The sequence below is a fragment of the Rapidithrix thailandica genome (assembly GCF_039710355.1).
Classification (GTDB): domain Bacteria; phylum Bacteroidota; class Bacteroidia; order Cytophagales; family Flammeovirgaceae; genus Rapidithrix; species Rapidithrix thailandica.
This window is the reverse complement of record NZ_JBDKWZ010000013.1, coordinates 134,472-152,781: the sequence shown is the minus strand read 5'-3', so window position 1 is coordinate 152,781 and position 18,310 is coordinate 134,472. Positions and strand designations below refer to the sequence as shown.

Here is an 18,310-nt window from a genome sequence, read left to right as displayed (position 1 = left end):
GCTATTTTTCCCGGTTTCCTTACTTTTTTGTGATATATACCTACCCGGTTTTAATAGGTATACCTCCACTCTGAAAAGGAATAGCCGGTAAATTCACGCATTTTGTCTACATCCGGCCTGAATTCATTTAACAAACGTTCTACGGTGTTCGACTCCAGTACAACCTTCGGGACTTTCCGGTTGGCAATGCCTTTTAAAGAGCTGTAGGCTTGATCCGGCAACAAAGTCCGTATTCCGTTTTTCACACTTTGCATCCAACCCATCTGGTCAATCATTTTTCCCAAACCCGTTTTTTGAGTTTTCTGAGAAGATACGTGCAGCTTGTTATGAAACTCCTCACTGGAAAATTCAGGATTAACCCCTATAAACCGAAAGGTTTTCTGCATTGCTGTTTCCGGGTCCTTCCTGAGTTGTTCGGTCGTTAAAATCAACAATTGTTTTTCATCAAACACCTTCAGGTATTGCGAAAGCTGCTCGTAATATTTACTGATGTACACATAATTATTATTGTCAAAATCGCCTAAAATTTGCTCAAGGCTTCTGGTTTCGTAGCCCTGCACCCAAGCATGATGAATCTCGGAGGAAAGCCTTTCGATGGGATCCCGTAGGATATAGATCAGCTTTACTTCCGGTATAACCGAACGAATGCGCTCCGGCACTCCTTTAAAATGCGGAAACTTTGTATAGTTGGTGCTCGCCTCCCCTTTTACCTTATCGTTATTTTCAAAATAAGCCTGATAATGCTCCAACCCTTGGTGGAAACACCGTTCCAGAAAAAAGTCTGTTTCTTTCTTGCTGGACATATTGACTTCCGGATGCCTGGAAAGGTAATAATAGAGGCTGGTGGTTGCTGCCTTCATTGCCCCAATAATGATAAACCGGGGCAGGTTTTGCGATTGATTCATGGAATTTTAGTTGAGTAATGAACAAATTTAATTTTCACCCGGAGAGCATGAACTCTCTGGATATCTGCTTGTTAGATGTTCTTATATATTTTCGAAAATGCTGATCAAAGGAAGTAAATGAATAAAGCTTTCAATAAAAATTTGGTGATTCTTTTATGAGGAAGCTATTGGTTGAGTTGAATTTGTGAATACCTATCTGTATATAAACACGGTCCTTTTGTTTTTGGGGAAAGTACGAGAAATGTTACTCATTCGTGTTTATACTATTTCCCCTCGGATTAACACCCCTTTATATTATAAGATACAAAGCTTCTGAATACCACCCTAACCACAACTACCTTCTTTTATGCTTTTTAGGTTTCCAGGGCTTTCGTTTTTTGAATTTCGGTTTACGCTTATACGGTCCGGTAAAGTCCCGGGCTTCCCGCAGCATTCTGTCGTATTGGCTATTTCTACGAAGTCCTTTGCTACCCTCTGCTTTGGCAAGCTGAAACCGGTTGACACTCTTATCATTCCAGAAGTCAAACCTCAAGGTAATTTCACTGGTATTGCCAGAATGAGCCAGGTTTGCATCTTGCATAAAACCATGCGTGTAGGCAATGATATAGCGGTTCATCAACTTCAAGCCCACACTCCCTTTCATCACCGAATTGGTACGGTAAGAGGCTCCGGCAATCAGGAAATCATTATAAATATAATACAAGCCAATATCCAGATGAGACGGGGCCATTGCCTGTTGGCGGAAATACACGGAAGGCTCCAATACATTCCGGGCATCTATATCCCAATAACCATTTACATACACTGTATAATAATTAGCCAGCAACGTTTGCTCTTCATCCGATTTGGCCATGGTCATCAAGCGGTTGATAGAACCTCCTATTTCCAGATAGCGCATTCGCAAATTCGCTCCAAAGGAAAAATCCACTTTTCCGGCATCCGGGTAATTCAATATCAACTCATCGGAATAATCTTGTACCAATACTTTATCCAAGTCGAGTTTCAGCTGATTGTATTCAGCCGATACTCCCATAGAAAAACCTACACCCGGCATCAATGGCAAGTGATAGGCCATGGCCAATGATGAATGTGTGGAATTAAATACATTCACCTCTTCGGTGTAGAGGTTAGCTCCTATTCCCAAACGACCTTGCATCAAAGGTGCTTGGACACTGAGGTAATTAGTGACCGGATTTCCCATCGTTTCGGAGTACATCCGTTGGTTGGAAAATATCGCGCTCCCCCCTGCTACTCCGGCTAATGAAGGATTGTATAAAAAACCATTGGTCAGCTTCTGACTGAAGATCGGCATATCTTGCCCTTTGACAATGGAAAGCGAAAGGAGAAAGAAACATGTTATCTGGAATAGTACAACTTTATTCATTAGCCGTTTCATGGTCTTTGGTTAGCGAATGATGGTAATCGTTTGTTTAAAGACTTTATTGCGGTCGAGTAGTTTGAGTATACATACATAGGTGCCGGGAGGAAGAGTTTCCCCTTTATAAGTAGCCTCCCAGTTGTTTTGATAATTTTTGCCCGAAAACACTTCCGAACCCCATCGGTTGATTACCGTCACTTCATTTTCGGTATAGAGCTCCATATTGGTGATAAACAAGGCATCGTTTTTTCCATCTCCGTTAGGAGTAATCACATTCATAATATTGATATCGATGATTTCCTCCACCACAATTTCTTGTACCAGGCTGTCAATACACCCGCCTTCTGACTCAATGATTAATTTCACTGGATAGCGGCCCGGCGTTTCATATACAAAAACAGGTGCCTGTTCGGTAGACATGGTGTTTTGCGCATCGCCAAAATACCAGGTACGGGCCTTCACCCCGCCGGATGTTTGATCGATAAACGCTACAGGGTATCCCTCTTCGTTACTGGCTTGCATTTGATGGGAAAAGGCAATACTCACATCGTCTATCCGGAGGGTAATTGTGTTAGAAGAAACCGATGTAGCGCTACCACAAGCATCGTCACTGGGAATTAGCTTCACAGTAACTTCGTCTCCATTTGCCAAATCATTGGTTGAAAAGGTACTTCCATTCCCCGCATCCGCTCTTACTTCTCCATTTACTTCCCATTGAAAACCCGGGTTCGTGCCAGCATTCATCGCTTCCGCTGTAAAGGTCACAGTCTGGTTTTTACAAAGTGTGTTACCGGGTGCATCGGAAGTCAGATTTACTGTCGGAGCCACTCCTTGTTCCAAAACTACTTCTAAAGAAGCTTCTCCCTGGCAACCACTTTCACCGATTTGTTCGAGCACATTCACCGTTCCTTCAGTACCCTCTCCCCAATCTACCTCAATCCTTTTGGTACCTTGTCCGCTCACTATAGCTCCCCCTATCACTTCCCAAGTATATATATTATTGGAAAAGGAGCTGCTCACTTCATAAAACACACTAGTAGCCCCAGGACATGTTGCCTCCGGCCCGGATATTTCGGGTTGTGGTTTGGCAAGTACCACCACTTCTACTTCCTTTGATATGCCTTCGCAAGCTCCTCCCGGAGAAATTACCTTTACTTGATAATTTCCGGTGGCGGCCGGAGAGAACTCTTGAGATGTAAAATTGGTTGCCGTCCCATTCTTCAGCCATCTATAAGTATATCCCGCTCCTGAAGGAACTGCTGTAAGCGTTAAATTATCCGTTTCTCCTTCACACTGTGTCAATGAACCATCAACTTCTATATTCACATTTTCCAAACCAAGAGTAGTGGCCTGGGCCGGTTCGGTATAAGGAGACTCGGTAGAGCCGTTTACCGATTTGATCCGGTAGTGGTAAGTAGTATTACAGATTAGCGCTTCATCCGTATATGTTTCTGTGTTCACACTGATTTCAATAGGTGTAAACTGAACAAACCCGGGATCCAGGGAACGCTCCAAAATAAACTTATTCTCATAATTTGAGTTGTCAACCCATTCCAATCGGATTTCCGAATCGGAAATTGCTTCCGCTACCAAATCGGAGGGAGCGTTCAAGGTTGCATTTACTCCGGTGCCTTGGATGGCGAACGTAAAGGGGCTATTGGTCACATCATTGTGCACGATCAAAACCGAAGCCTCACGAGGTCCTTCTTCCTGGGGCGAAAACTTCACTCGGAACCGAACACTTTCTCCTGTTTCCAGAGTCGATGGAAAATTAGAAAATACTGTAAAATCCCCGGCATGCTCCCCGGTCAGTTGTACCGGAGGGTTTCCGGCAAATACCAACGGAGCAGTTCCCGTATTGGTAATGGTAAAATCGTGAATCGCATCGTTGCCAATACCCACCAACCCGAAATCCGTATTATCCAAGGACTCTGGCGTTTGGTCCCCATTGAGAATCAGAATCCCATTGGCCGACACTTCTATGCGCGGAAGCGGATCATTGGAAACAATCAGCGTCACCGGCCAACTATATAACACTAACCCGGGCACCCCGGGGTTGGTGACTTCACAGGTATATACTCCTGCATCCTGAGGTTGTACATCGGTGAACTCATACAAATTATCATTGCCAGTGGCGATTTCTTGCCCGTTTCGAAACCAACGATACTCATTACTGTTAAGTTGATTATCAATATTCAAAGCAATGATATAATCATCCCCGGGTTGCAAACTTACGGTTTGCTTCGAACCAACCTTGGCCTGAGGGACATAATCTCCCTGAGCTGCAGAGGTAAACACATCCATATTGGGAAGGAGATCTTCAAAGGTCAACCGGTTATTGATTACATTGATATAGTCAATGATGAAATTACTAAAATCACCCAGTTGGTCTAACATATTGTTTCTTACATTAATATCCGTAAGGTTAGGAAGGTTTTTAAGAGACTCGGGCAACCCTCCGGTCAGTTTGTTCTCATCCAAACGCAAAGTGGTGAGACTTTCTAACTCACCAAGCGCATCGGGAATTGAGCCACTTAACTGATTGGTTCGCAAGTCCAGCCGTTCCAATTTCTTCAACAGCCCAATGCTTTCCGGAATTTCACCCATCAATTGGTTTTGGAAGAGAAAAAGGAATTGCAATTCTAGCAGGTTTCCTATCTCTTGTGGAAGCAGGCCGGAAAGTTGGTTTTCCGAAAGGTTCAGCCAAGCCAAACTACTCATACCCGCCATCTCTACCAGAATAGCACCTTCCAAAGAGGCTTTATTGATAATTAATAGTTTTAAAGCAGTCAGGTTTCCAAGTTCGGGAGGCAAAGTACCGGTCAAGGGGTTTTCGCCCAGGCGCAATTCTGTTAAGTTGGACAACAAAGCGATTTCCGGGGGAATGTTTCCGGAAATCGTATTTTTACTTAAGTCCAAAGCCACCAGGTTTTCCAATTGACCTATTTCTATGGGAAGTTGTCCCTCAAGTCCTCTATTATTCAACAGTAAGGTTTCCACACAGCGATCCTCACTCAAACCTACCCCTTCCCAATTTTCCATAGGTGCCGAAAGGTTCCAGGCTTGTGCCCAAGCGGCTCCATTCAACGTATTGTATAAAGTAACTAAAGTAAGTGAATCTTTTTCGGCACAAGTAGCCACATCGGATTGTGCAAAGGCATTTAGCGTACCCATACAAATACACAAAACCAAAATCAATTTTCGGCTGAAAGAATTGAGGATAGCATGTAAGAAGTATACCCTGCTTTTCATGTTTCGAGTAAGTTGGTGATCACTGCACACGTTTTTCTTCCGTTGTGCGCTAAAGGATTGGTTTACTGACTTCCAAATTATGTATAAGAATATTGAAAGAAGTATTTGTACTACTACTGAGTGATAGTAATGAGAAAGGATTATTTAGGACTTTTTATACAAAAATAAGGAAATGCAAGTCACAAATGATAGTGCATTAACATACGTTAGGGCTACCATTGAGTAAATTCGTAAAATGGCAGACATATGTAAAAGATGCTTGCAGGAAAGAGTGGTTACTTGCTGTGAATTTATTTACTTTGAAGCTTGGTTGTGAAAAGCCCCGGTCAATGGTCATTTTTCAGGGCTCTTGGCCCTGATACTAGCTTCAGGCTCACTTGCTAAGTTAACTTTTTCAAATTAAAATCTATCTCATCTTGCAGGAAAAACAATGGATATATAAAGAGGTCCCCTTAGTAGAAAAGATCAAAACCCTCAGCAAAACCATCAATGTCAGCACGCCTACGGCTTGCCTGCTTTTGCAAAGGTCGATAGACGACTTCCCAAAAGCCAAGCATTTCTTCCGGGCAGGCTTGCAACAATTGCATGATCCATTCCAAATGCGCGACATGCACAAGGCCGCCGAACGGCTTACCGAAGCGGTACAAAAAGGGCAAAAAATTCTTTTTTACGGTGATTATGACGTTGACGGCACGACCTCTGTCAGTTTGCTTTCAGGTTTTTTCCGCAACCAGTCCGTTCCTTTTGAGTTTTATATTCCCGACAGATATTCGGAGGGTTACGGTCTATCAGACAAGGCCGTAACGTATATTATTCAACAAAATATTGACTTAGTCATCACCTTGGACTGTGGCATCAAGGCCGTGGAGAAGATCGCCAGGGCCAAAGCTGCCGGAGTTGATTTTATCGTCTGCGATCATCACACACCCGGGGCAAGTCTTCCTCCCGCTTTTGCCGTGTTGGACCCCAAACGGAGAGATTGTCCTTACCCCTACAAAGAGCTATCAGGTTGTGGGGTAGGTTTCAAGCTCTTACAAGCCTATTGCCGGCTTAATCGTATCGATGAAAGAGAAGTGTTCAAATACTTGGACTTGGTCGCCATCAGTATTGCTTCCGACATTGTGCCCATTACCGGAGAAAACCGGATTTTGGCCCGGTTTGGTTTACAACAAATAAATAAAGAAGCCCGTGTAGGTATCCAGGCATTGATCAATATCGCCGGCCTGCGCCCTCCTTTGAGTATTTCCGGTATCGTGTTTGGCATAGGGCCACGCATCAATGCTGCCGGACGCATCGGACATGCCAAAGAAGCCGTCCACTTACTTTTATCGGAAGAGGAGGCAGAAGCCAAAAGCCTGGCGAAAAGTATTGACACCAAAAACGAACAACGAAAAGACTACGATACCAATACTACGGACGAGGTATTGGCCATGATCGAAGAATTTGGATTACAAAACCGGAAAACAACCGTATTGTATAATCCGGACTGGCACAAAGGCGTAATAGGTATTGTCGCTTCCCGTTGTATCGAACGGTACTATCGCCCTACCATCATTCTGACCCAGTCCCAAGGGAAGATCACCGGTTCGGCCCGCTCCGTTGAAAACTACGATATTTATACTGCTATTGAAGCTTGTGAGGATTTGTTGGAACAATACGGTGGACACAAATACGCAGCAGGTCTCACACTGGATCAAGGTAACCTGGAAGCTTTCGCCCTACGTTTTGAAGAGGTCGTTTCTCAATCCATTACCCAGGATTTACTGACTCCCAAAATCTATATCGATTTGAAGTTATCTCTCGATCAAATCAATCCCAACTTTTATCAAGTAGTACAACAAATGGCCCCCTTCGGCCCGGAAAACATGCAACCTGTTTTTGTTTCCGAAGGGGTGATCGATTCGGGTTATGCCCGCGTCTTGAAAGACCGGCACTTGAAACTTAAAGTAAAACAAGCCAACGGTCAGCAAGTGTTGGATGCCATAGGTTTCAACATGGCGGGTTTTTACCCTTTGGTTGCCTCCGGACGGCCTTTTCAAGTCTGTTATTCCATTGAAGAAAACACCTATAACGGACGCACTTCCCTGCAACTCATGTTAAGGGATATTAAAGGGTAAAATAACCAGGCTGGTCAAAAACCCTTTGAGCTTGTATAAGGCAACGATGGAATGATTCGCATCTATTCTTCCATAGCCATGCCCGATTCCCCTTCACTTATGCCCATAGAGTGATAATTTTCTATACATTTACACTAACAAGCCGGGAGTATTTGACGTACATTCCCTCAAGGGCTTCTCTGATTCTCCGGAAGCGGATTGAATCATGAAAAGCTTCAGAATGTAAGTTCACCAGATGCCGGATAATTCTTATACCTGCTACAAAAGGAGAATTTAATAGTTACTTTTGTTAGAGCAATTGCCAACAAACAAAATATTACAATGAGATTCAATATCACTCCAGTCGTAAAATCACTGTTGATTATCAATATTCTGATATTTGCACTCGATGCAATTTTGCCAATGAACTTAAATGAATTGTTGGCTTTGCGCCATATACAATCCGAGTATTTTAAGCCCTATCAGTTTATCACCTATATGTTTCTACATGCCAACCTGGGCCATGTCTTCTTCAATATGTTGGGTTTGTTTTTCTTCGGCCCCTTGTTGGAGCAAGTGCTGGGTCCTAAGCGTTTTTTGACATTCTATATGATTGCCGGAATAGGTGCCGGGGTCTTGTACGGAGGAGTGAATTATTACGAAATAAACCGGGTGGAAAAGGCCGTCAACGAATACATCGCAGACCCGAACCCGGATGCATTTGTGACATTCTTTTACGATCATGGAGAAGACTACCTCAAAAGAACCCGGGAATACACAAGGGTGTTTCAGTTTATGAACGAACAATTCCCCGAAGCCCCCAATGAGCCACAAAATATTGAAAGCAGCATCCAGATTGCCAATAATGTCTACTATATCGCTTCCAATTTTTCTACCATGGTAGGAGCCTCGGGGGCTATATTCGGCATACTCATGGCAATGGCCTTACTCTTTCCGAATATGGAAGTAATGCTACTCTTCCCTCCGATTCCCCTCAAAATCAAATACATGGTATTGATCTTCGGAGGCTACTCGATCTATTCCATCTTACAAGACAATCCGGGTGACAATGTGGCACATCTGGCGCATTTGGGGGGAATGTTGTTTGGGTTTGTGTTGGTAAAATATTGGAAACTGCCCAGGTATCATTAAGCAAAATAAGTTTATTGGCTTTTTCTGTGAGAAAAGCGAATGGATTCTACGGCAGTTTTATAAGATTTTTAATATTTTTATTAATTCATGAGGGAAACCTAAGCCCAAGGGTGGGTGTTCCAAAGAAAAAAGAAAACTGATTCCATGAAAAGCTTTATTGACGACTTTAAGTACACGTGGAACCGGCCCAACAACGGTTTGATGCGGCTCATTATCATCAATGCATCCGTCTTTGTTACGGTGAATTTGATTTTTGTGATCGCAAAAATATCCGGTTCCGGGCCTTTTTACGATAAGATCATTAATTTACTATCCATATCGCCCTCTATTAATGAATTTATCACTACTCCTTGGACTCTGTTCACCTACTTTTTTACCCATGAGGGCTTTTTTCATGTGCTATTTAATATGCTGGTGCTGTATTGGTTCGGGATGATTTTCGATGAATTCTTAGGTAACCGAAAGTTAGTTGCATTGTACATCTGGGGAGGTATTGCCGGAGGTTTAGCCTATTTGGTAATGTCTAATCTGGTAGAGTATTTTAGCGCTCATGCCGGATCCGGAATGGTAGGCGCTTCTGCCAGTGTAGATGCCATTGTGATCGGTGCAGCCACCTTAGTACCCGAATACCGGATTAGTTTATTGCTACTTGGCCCGGTAAGAATCAAATACATTGCCGCCGTAGTGGTTTTTATGTCGATCATTGGCCTGGGAGGCGGCAATGTAGGCGGTAACGTTGCCCACTTAGGCGGGGCCTTAATGGGCTTTTTGTTTATTCTTCAAATGCGGAAAGGGCATGATTGGAGTAAACCTGTATGGGCAGTCTTGGATTGGGTATCGAATCTCTTCAAACCCAAGCCTAAAATCCATGTCTCTTACCGGAAAAATTCAGGTAAAAAATCCAAAAGAAACAATCATCACAGTGACGAACCGGACCAGGCTGTAATAGATGCGATTTTGGATAAAATTTCCGAATCGGGCTATGAAAAACTCACGGCCGAAGAAAAGCATATTCTCTTCAAGGCCAGCCAAAAGAAAGAAGAAAATTAGTAACGAGATGATTTAAATCTGCCAAATATAAAAAGGGAGCTTGTCTTTGCACAAGTTCCCTTTTCGTTTTAAGGATAGGTATACGTTTAAATTTCTATCAATCCTTTGTGATAACTTTCAGATGCTTTTTTACAAGTTCCACCTTTTCGATCAATTTGTCTTCCTGATCATCCAAAATAGTGACATGCCCCATTTTCCGGAAAGGCTTGGTTAGCTTTTTACCGTACAAGTGAATATACGTACCCGGCAAGGCCATCACTTTATCAAAGCCCTCATAATAGGCCGAACCTTCATAGCCTTCGGCCCCCAAAACATTGACCATAGCAGAACGTCCTCGCAAGCGGGTATCGCCCAAGGGCAAATCCAATACTGCCCGGAGCAATTGTTCATATTGTGAAGTATAGTTCCCTTCTATGGTTTGGTGTCCGCTATTGTGTGGCCGTGGAGCTACTTCATTGACCAGAATTTTTCCTGATTGATCTACAAACATTTCTACCGCCAACAAACCGGTAAAGCCTAGCTTTTCTACTAAATCCGTGGCAATTTCTTTTGCTCTCTCTTCTATTCCCTGTGAAAGGTGAGCCGGAGAAATCAGATAATCTACCAGGTTTTGCTCATGATACACAAGTTCTACAGCCGGAAACGTCTTGATTTCACCGGATGGATTCCGGGCGATGATAATAGAAATTTCTTTATCAATATCCACCCGCTTTTCCAAGACACTTGATGCATCAAATCCTTTTTCAAAATCTTGCTCCGAATTGATGACCTGTACTCCTCTGCCATCGTATCCTTCCTTGCCTAATTTCTGTACAGCCGGTAGCATTTCTGTGTATTGTTTGGCTTCTTCCAGGTTGTCTACCAACACAAAGTCCGAGGTTGGAATTTGATGATCCTTATAAAATTGCTTTTGTGTTCGCTTGTCCTGAATCAGCTTGATAATATGAGGTTGGGGATACACTTCCACGCCTCTTTTTACCAACTCGTCCAATGCATCCGTATTGACATTTTCAATCTCAATGGTGAGTACATCCACATCTTCCCCAAACTTCACCACCGTGTCGAAATCCGTCAGAGAACCTTGCACAAACTCCGTAGCCAATCGCGCACATGGAGCATGTGGGTCCGGGTCCAATACTTTTATATGTACATTGAAATTGGCACCGGGCTGAATCAGCATTCGTCCAAGCTGCCCCCCGCCTAACACTCCTAATTTAAAGTTTTGATGGATTTTTTTCATAGACTTTTAAACTATTACCTTCAATGAGCAACCGGACAACTCTTATAAGTCTACCTCCGGTTGCCCATCTTTTCCCTACCACTGAAAAATTTTATTTCAAGTCAAATCCGATATCCGAACGATAATATTTTTTGTCAAATGCAATGGCTTCAGCAGCTTTGTATGATTTTGCCAAGGCCTCTTCCATCGTATCGCCAAAGGCCGTCAGGGCGATCACTCGTCCTCCGTTGGTCAATACCCGGTTTTGCTCGTCCAAGCGAGTACCAGCATGCAAGACGATTACCTCGTTCGTTTGATCCAGACCTGTAATTTCTTTTCCTTTTTCATAGCTTTCCGGATAGCCGCCTGACACTAACATTACAGTAGTAGCCGTCCGGTTATCCACCTCTATTTTTGCTTCGCTCAAACGCTTCTCTGCGGTCAGCTGGAATAGCTCCAATAAGTCATTTTTCAGCAAAGGCATCACCACCTCGGTTTCCGGGTCTCCCATCCGTACATTATATTCGATAACATACGGATCTCCATGGGCATTCATCAAGCCAAAAAAGATAAAACCATTGAAATCAATACCTTCTTTTTGTAAGCCTCTCATAGTCGGCTTTACCACCTGGCGTTCCACCTTTTCCATAAACTCCTCATCTGCAAAGGGCACCGGAGACACAGCCCCCATTCCTCCGGTATTCAAGCCGCTATCTCCTTCTCCGATGCGTTTATAGTCTTTGGCCGAAGGTAAGATCACATAGTCTTTACCATCGGTCAGCACAAATACGGAAAGTTCGATACCCTTCAAAAATTGCTCGATTAATACATTGGCGCTGGCCTCTCCAAACTTTCCATCAACCATCTCTTTCAAAGCCGTTTTAGCTTCTTCCAAGTCTTCAGTAATGATCACGCCTTTTCCCGCAGCCAGCCCATCGGCTTTCAACACAAAAGGTGGCTGTACCGACTCCAAATACTTCAAGCCGGCTTCCAATGTATCTTTATCGAATGTTTTAGCATGTCCGGTCGGCACTTCATATTTCAACATGAAATTTTTGGCAAAGTCCTTACTTCCCTCCAGCAAAGCCCCTTGCTTGTCCGGGCCGATAATTTTAATTCCGGCCAGGGAAGGGTCCTTTTTAAAGTAATCTACAATTCCCTCCACCAAAGGTGCTTCTGGCCCTACGATCACCAAATCGATGTTTTTTTCTTTTGCAAATGCCGCAATACCGTCAAAATCACTCACTCCCAATTCCACGTTGGTGGCAATGGCAGCCGTTCCGGCATTTCCTGGTGCGACATACAAATTGCTTAACTTTGGGCTTTGAGCGATTTTCCAAGCCAGGGTATGTTCTCTTCCTCCTGATCCGATTACTAAAACATTCATGTTCATTTCTTTTTCAGTTAATGGATTTGTCAGCGAAATTACAAGCAAAAAATGTTTTTCGAGTAGAGTTATAACAAAAAACGCGGGCCATCCCGCGTTTTCCTCTCAATTATCTTTGAAGATTTTTTCTTTAAAGGGCCACTTCCGACATAAACTTAATCCGCATCAGACGGATGTCATCTTCGGAATACTCTTCCTCCCCCAACTCTTCCAAAGCCTCTTCCACACTATCCGTTTCGGCATTCATAAAGTAGTCATAAATTTCATCTTGCCGGTCTTCATCCAGGATATGTTCAATGTAATAGTCCAGGTTTAGCTTGGTTCCGGAAAAGCAAATATTTTCAATTTCGTCTAACAGTTCATCGTAAGAGATATCCTTCGCTTCGGCAATATCTTCCAAATCAACCTTCCGGTCAATTTGTTGAATGATAAAGATTTTGGTTTTGGATTTATTTACTGCCGATTTCACCACTACATCCGAAGCGGTCACAATCTCATTTTCCTCTACATACTTTGTAATCAAGTCGATAAACGGCCGCCCGAACTTCATCACTTTTCCCATTCCGACCCCGTTGATTTGTGCCAGTTCTTCTTGGGAACAAGGATACGTAGTACACATTTCTTCCAGAGAGCTTTCCTGGAAAATCACATACGGAGGTAAGCTTTTCTGCTTGGAAATCTTCTTACGTAAGCCTTTGAGTAATTCTAACAGGGCCTCGTCAAAATATTGGGTTTTTGTGGGCACATTGTTACCTCCGTCTTCATCCTCTTCCAATTGATACTTCGTATAGTCGTGATCTTTGGTGAAGGTCACCAGCGTTGGCTTCTGCAAATATTCACGGCCTTTCCCGGTAATCTTAAGGGTGGTGATATTTTCAATATCTTTTTCAAAGTAGCGATAAATCATCGCTTGACGGATCAAGGAATGTAAGAAATGATCACTTTGCTCTTTGGCTTTCCCAAACACTTCCAACTCATCGTGGTGGTAACTTTTGACATAGTCGTTTTTCACCCCTCTGAGTACATCCACCAGATGGTTGATGTCAAAGCGCTCTTCGGTCTGTTGGGCAGCTTGTAACGCCAGGATCAGGAAGTCCCTGGCTTCGTAAGTTTTTCTATCGTTTTTTGTGTTATCACAAAAGTCAAAATCGTCTTCCAGGTATTCACCGAAGTAATGCAACAATTGACGGTGGCGGTCTACCGAAGAGGTCGCATAATACGCCACTTCCTGTAACAAGAGTTTGGCATTTTCCCGCTCGGTCACCGTTTTATCTTTGTTAAATTTTTCCAGTTTGTCCAGGTCTTTGGGACTATAAAGCATCAAACAGTGACTGTCCAAACTATCGCGACCTGCCCGGCCGGTTTCCTGATAATACCCTTCAATGGACTTGGGCGCATCGTAGTGCACCACAAAACGCACATCCGGTTTATCTATTCCCATACCGAAGGCAATGGTTGCCACCACCACATCGGCATCTTCGTTCAAAAAGGCATCCTGGTTTTTTTCTCTGATCCCGGCTTCCATTCCGGCATGGTAAGGCAACGCTTTCACCCCGTTGACTTGCAACAACTGGGCAATCTCCTCCACTTTTTTGCGACTCAGACAATACACAATCCCACATTGCCCTCTGTGATGGTTCACAAACTTGATTAATTGTTTTTTGCTGTTCACCTTCGGCTGCACTTCATAGAACAGATTTTTCCGGTGAAAAGACGATAAGTAAACATCTGCCACTTCCATTTTGAGGTTTTTCATAATGTCCTGCCGGACTTTGGGAGTGGCCGTAGCCGTTAAAGCAATAATCGGAGGGTCACCCAACTGTTCTAAGATGGACTTGATTCTCCGATATTCCGGACGGAAGTCATGTCCCCATTCGGAAATACAGTGTGCCTCATCCACTGCCACAAAGGAAATTTTGGCATTGCGCAAGAAGTCTACATTTTCCTCTTTGGTCAAGGACTCGGGGGCCACATACAAGAGTTTGACTTCTCCGTTTAAGGTTTCGCGCTTTACCCGGTTGATTTCCGATTTGGACAAAGTGGAATTTAAAAAATAGGCTGTAATTCCTAATGCATTCAGTTGATCAACTTGGTTTTTCATTAAAGCAATCAGAGGAGAGATCACGATTGCAGTACCTTCAGATATGACCGCAGGAAGCTGATAACACATAGATTTACCTGCACCTGTGGGCATGATAACAAAGGTATTTTGGCCTTTGAGGATATTTTTAATAATTGCTTCCTGGTTCCCTCGGAATTGGCTGTAACCAAATACCTCTTTAAGCGTTTTTCTCAAGCTCTCTTCAAGATCTGTTACCATCATAAGGCTCATCACTAAAGTGAAAGAACTAAATGCCAAGTACGGCATTCATTTTTCATTTATGGTTGTCCGGTTATTTCCTTACTCAAATTAAGTAATTTTTTTCAATATTTTAAGTAAAGTCCTTACGGCATTTACAAAAATTGCCCGGCAAAGATAGTACTTATAGTTGAGAGTGACGACTGTGTGTTTCAATTTCTCGGGGCAAGAAAACTCTTCGGCTCTTCGGGATAAAACAATTGTATTATCTTGTTCCCTCAAACCTTACCTAACTTATCACAAAAATTTATCTCCATGTTTTAGAGTAATGTACTGAATTTGACCCACATTGCAATGGAAAAACTACATATTGAAATATTTAAAGATCGGAGTATATGGGAAAAACATTTATTATATATAAAATACAAATTCTATAATAATATTACGAAATAGTCTTCATTCACCAAATACAAAACCGTTAATACGGGTTAATTCCGGGAAAAATCCGACTCTCAAACCACTTCTCCCTTTTTGTATTTTTGATACCTTGAAAAGAAAATCCTCTAACATCTCTTAGAGTATGTCTAACTTTCAAAACGGATCCAGCGCAGTATATTTGTCCTCGGGAACCCGTAAATGAAAGCGAGTACCATAGCCATCAGGTACCTCCTAAAAGCTACTGAATGACTCTTTTTTGTTGGGCCCCAATAAAGACAAAGCGTTCAGGATCGCTTCAAAGGCAAGGTTTTGTATGTATATTGTTAAAAGCGTCAACAACCAAGCTAGTTAAGTGATCAACTTATATTCTGTCAAAATCAATTTTAACTTTCATTTCCATGCAAAAACTATTCATTAGCTACCTCATCAGTTTTGTGTTTATAGGATCGGCAGTGGCACAGCAGTACGAAGAAGAAATTGCACACTTTCAACAAGAACTCAATGAAGAATTTCGAAACCCGGAAGAATCGCCTTTGCCTAAAAAAGACCTGAAAAAGTTTAAGAAACACAATTTCTTTCCCATCGACTCAACCTACAAGGTGCTTGCAAAATTTGTAAAAACGCACAATGCCCTGCCTTTCAAAATGCAAACGACCACCGATAGGCTACCTACTTATGAAAAGTACGGGGAAGTGATTTTTGAAATCGAAGGACAAATCTTAACATTATCCATCTACCAAAGTCATCAATTGAGGAGAACACTCAAGTATAAAGATCATCTGTTTCTCCCTTTTACCGACTTAACCAATGGAAAAGAAACCTATGGAGGTGGTCGTTACCTTGATCTCACCATTCCTTCTGGCGATACTATTGTAATAGACTTCAACAAGGCCTATAACCCGTACTGTGCCTATAACCCTTCCTACTCTTGCCCCATCCCTCCTGAGGAAAATGATTTGAATATCAGGATTGAAGCAGGAGTAAAGCACTCTAAATTGTAGCCCGGTAATACAATGTTGGAGGAGATCGAAAGCAGAAAGCATTCCGCATCACAAACCGGGAGAAAGTGAATTGTAACAGCCCCCTTTTCCTAATTTTGCTTTACATTCGCTACACACAACCAGTTTGACTTGGTCTCAAATGAATAAAGACAAATCATGACAAAAGAAGCAACATTAATCCGGGAGCAACTGCAAGAGGCACAGCAGGTGTTGGACAAATTTCTTGCAGAGGATACAAATATAGAAGCCATACAACAAGCAGCCCGGTTGATTGTGACAGCCATCAAGGCCGGAGGCAAAGTCCTTTCTTGTGGCAATGGAGGATCGCACTGCGATGCCATGCATTTTGCGGAAGAATTGAGTGGGCGCTTTCGCGAAAACCGTCCGGCCTTGCCCGCTATGGCTATTTCCGACCCCAGTCATATCTCTTGTGTAGGAAATGACTATGGATTCGACTATATTTTTTCCAGGTATGTGGAAGGCTTGGGAAAAGAAGGAGATGTCTTGTTAGGCATCAGCACCAGTGGCAACTCTAAAAATATTTTGAACGCCATTGAAGCGGCCAAAGCAAAAAACATGAAAATCATCGCTTTAACCGGAAAGGACGGTGGCAAAATGAACGGACTGGCCGATGTGGAAATTCGTGTGCCACACTTTGGCTATGCCGACCGCATTCAGGAAATCCATATCAAAGTCATTCATATTTTAATGATGTTGATTGAAGAAGGGATGTTTGGCAGTGGAAAATAATCCCCTGAAACCAAAGCATCGCCTCGTAGAATATACTCTTACGAAGCGATGTTTTTTTTGCATGTTTAAGTACAGCAAGAAGCTATTACATCAATGTTGGGAATTGGCATAAAACTGGAATCCCAAAAAGCCCCAAGCCGAATAGTTAAACATTTTCAAAGCCAATACAGGCAAAAAGATTCCCAAGAATAAAACCATACAAGCCCAGCCGATAAAGAGAAAGCCCGCCAGTTTCACATTTCTCTTTCCTTTTTTGGAAGCGACACTACCCACCGCACTACTGACAATCATAAATATCACCCCATAGCAAGTACAATACAAACCCATATTCCACCACTGGATTGATTCGACAGACTCCGTTCCCATCGAGAGCATCAGGGCTACCCCCACAAGGCTCAAACAAGCCGTGACCAAGGTATACCGGGAATATTTCTTCTCTTCTTCCGATAAAACAAACTTTCCGAAAGGGTGGAAACGAAGAAATAAATTGGAGACAGGCTGGATAATCCAGGTAGAAATAGCAATGACCAGGTATGTCCATATAAACAATGTGGCCAAAGGCTCAAACACACCTAAGGACGCTTTGATACTCCCGATGAATTTATACATCAGAAACCCTCCGAAGATGACAAAAATCCGCATTTTAGGGCTCATTTTTGACAGCCAGAATACGTATTTCAACCACCAGCGGTAAAACAGATTGGAAGCCTTAATGGCATGAAGCATGCCTCCCCGGGCCATTTCCGAATTAGGATCCAGGCGAAGGGCTTCCCTGAAGTACTTCATGGCTTCTTGATGTTGTCCGTTTTCCAACAGGGCAAAACCTATGTTCGTATGGGTAAAGGCATTTTCAGGATCTTCTGACAAGGCATCTTTCAAAGTTTCCTGACTGGCCTCGGCATCTCCTAATTTGTTCAATGCCTGCGCCCTTTGATTCAGGCACTGCAAATGGCTGGCATCAAATTCCAAGCCCTTATTCGCAGCAGCCAAAGCGTCTTCAAATTTTGCCAAATCGTGGAAAATAGCAGCTTTCAGCCCATAACAGTCTGCGGACATCGGATAGTACGACAACGCACTGTCAATAAATTTTATGGCCTTAGTATGTTTATTCCGTTGAAACAATATCGCGGCTTTCAGATATAAAGCCGTCGTATCTGTCGGATCAATCTGTAAGGCCGTATCAATCACTTTTTCAGCTTCTTCCGGCTCCTCTGCCTGTAGGTGACATTGTGCCAGAATATTCAGCGCTTCCGGATGATCAGGTTGAAATGACAAGGCCTTTTTGGCTTCCTCCGCGGCATCCTGATACCGGCCCTGATTAAACAAAATGGCCGCCCGTTGCAATATGCTTTCTGTTTCCATTGCTAGTTCGGAATTATTTGG

The 18,310-nt window shown here is 43.0% G+C and carries 12 protein-coding genes; 5 read left to right on the top strand and 7 right to left on the bottom strand.

All coding sequences use genetic code 11. The features are described from left to right. Window positions 1-50 precede the first annotated feature (50 nt). The 3 genes from AAG747_RS20745 to AAG747_RS20735 all read right to left on the bottom strand — a co-directional run bounded on the left by AAG747_RS20745 (window position 51) and on the right by AAG747_RS20735 (window position 5,535). Entirely contained in the window at window positions 51-905 is an 855-nt protein-coding gene (locus tag AAG747_RS20745; RefSeq protein WP_346823141.1) for a sulfotransferase family protein, read from the bottom strand. 334 nt (window positions 906-1,239) lie between these two features. Next, window positions 1,240-2,301, bottom strand: coding sequence for a PorP/SprF family type IX secretion system membrane protein (locus AAG747_RS20740; RefSeq protein WP_346823140.1), 1,062 nt, complete (start codon window positions 2,299-2,301; stop codon window positions 1,240-1,242). Window positions 2,302-2,310: 9 nt separating this feature from the next. Next, entirely contained in the window at window positions 2,311-5,535 is a 3,225-nt protein-coding gene (locus AAG747_RS20735) for a T9SS type B sorting domain-containing protein (protein ID WP_346823139.1), read from the bottom strand. A gap of 416 nt (window positions 5,536-5,951) precedes the next feature. Between AAG747_RS20735 and recJ the strand changes: the two genes are divergently transcribed. From recJ to AAG747_RS20720, 3 genes are all read left to right on the top strand, one after another. Next, window positions 5,952-7,652 (top strand): single-stranded-DNA-specific exonuclease RecJ, encoded by a 1,701-nt coding sequence (gene recJ, locus AAG747_RS20730; RefSeq protein ID WP_346823138.1) that lies wholly within the window; start codon window positions 5,952-5,954, stop codon window positions 7,650-7,652. Window positions 7,653-7,973: 321 nt separating this feature from the next. Further along, the gene (locus AAG747_RS20725; protein WP_346823137.1) at window positions 7,974-8,783 is read left to right on the top strand and encodes a rhomboid family intramembrane serine protease; all 810 of its coding nucleotides are present in this window, start codon (window positions 7,974-7,976) and stop codon (window positions 8,781-8,783) included. 144 nt (window positions 8,784-8,927) lie between these two features. Next, entirely contained in the window at window positions 8,928-9,833 is a 906-nt protein-coding gene (locus AAG747_RS20720; RefSeq protein WP_346823136.1) for a rhomboid family intramembrane serine protease, read from the top strand. A 97-nt stretch (window positions 9,834-9,930) separates the two neighbouring features. On the opposite strand, the gene AAG747_RS20715 is transcribed toward AAG747_RS20720, so the two are convergent. The 3 genes from AAG747_RS20715 to recQ all read right to left on the bottom strand — a co-directional run bounded on the left by AAG747_RS20715 (window position 9,931) and on the right by recQ (window position 14,762). Beyond that, entirely contained in the window at window positions 9,931-11,073 is a 1,143-nt protein-coding gene (locus AAG747_RS20715) for a 5-(carboxyamino)imidazole ribonucleotide synthase (protein ID WP_346823135.1), read from the bottom strand. A gap of 91 nt (window positions 11,074-11,164) precedes the next feature. Next, window positions 11,165-12,439 (bottom strand): phosphoribosylamine--glycine ligase, encoded by a 1,275-nt coding sequence (purD, locus tag AAG747_RS20710; RefSeq protein ID WP_346823134.1) that lies wholly within the window; start codon window positions 12,437-12,439, stop codon window positions 11,165-11,167. Between the two features lie 130 nt (window positions 12,440-12,569). Beyond that, the gene (gene recQ / locus AAG747_RS20705; RefSeq protein ID WP_430300666.1) at window positions 12,570-14,762 is read right to left on the bottom strand and encodes a DNA helicase RecQ; all 2,193 of its coding nucleotides are present in this window, start codon (window positions 14,760-14,762) and stop codon (window positions 12,570-12,572) included. A gap of 812 nt (window positions 14,763-15,574) precedes the next feature. Here recQ and AAG747_RS20700 point away from each other — a divergent pair. Continuing rightward, window positions 15,575-16,177, top strand: a complete 603-nt coding sequence (locus tag AAG747_RS20700; protein ID WP_346823133.1) for a DUF1684 domain-containing protein — start codon at window positions 15,575-15,577, stop codon at window positions 16,175-16,177. 156 nt (window positions 16,178-16,333) lie between these two features. Next, a complete protein-coding gene (gene lpcA / locus AAG747_RS20695) occupies window positions 16,334-16,927 on the top strand; it encodes a D-sedoheptulose 7-phosphate isomerase (protein WP_346823132.1) in 594 nt (197 codons plus the stop codon). A 90-nt stretch (window positions 16,928-17,017) separates the two neighbouring features. Here the strand turns inward: lpcA and AAG747_RS20690 are convergent, their stop codons facing one another. Next, on the bottom strand, window positions 17,018-18,289 hold the full coding sequence (locus tag AAG747_RS20690; RefSeq protein WP_346823131.1) for a tetratricopeptide repeat protein: 1,272 nt from the start codon (window positions 18,287-18,289) through the stop codon (window positions 17,018-17,020). Window positions 18,290-18,310: the final 21 nt, after the last annotated feature.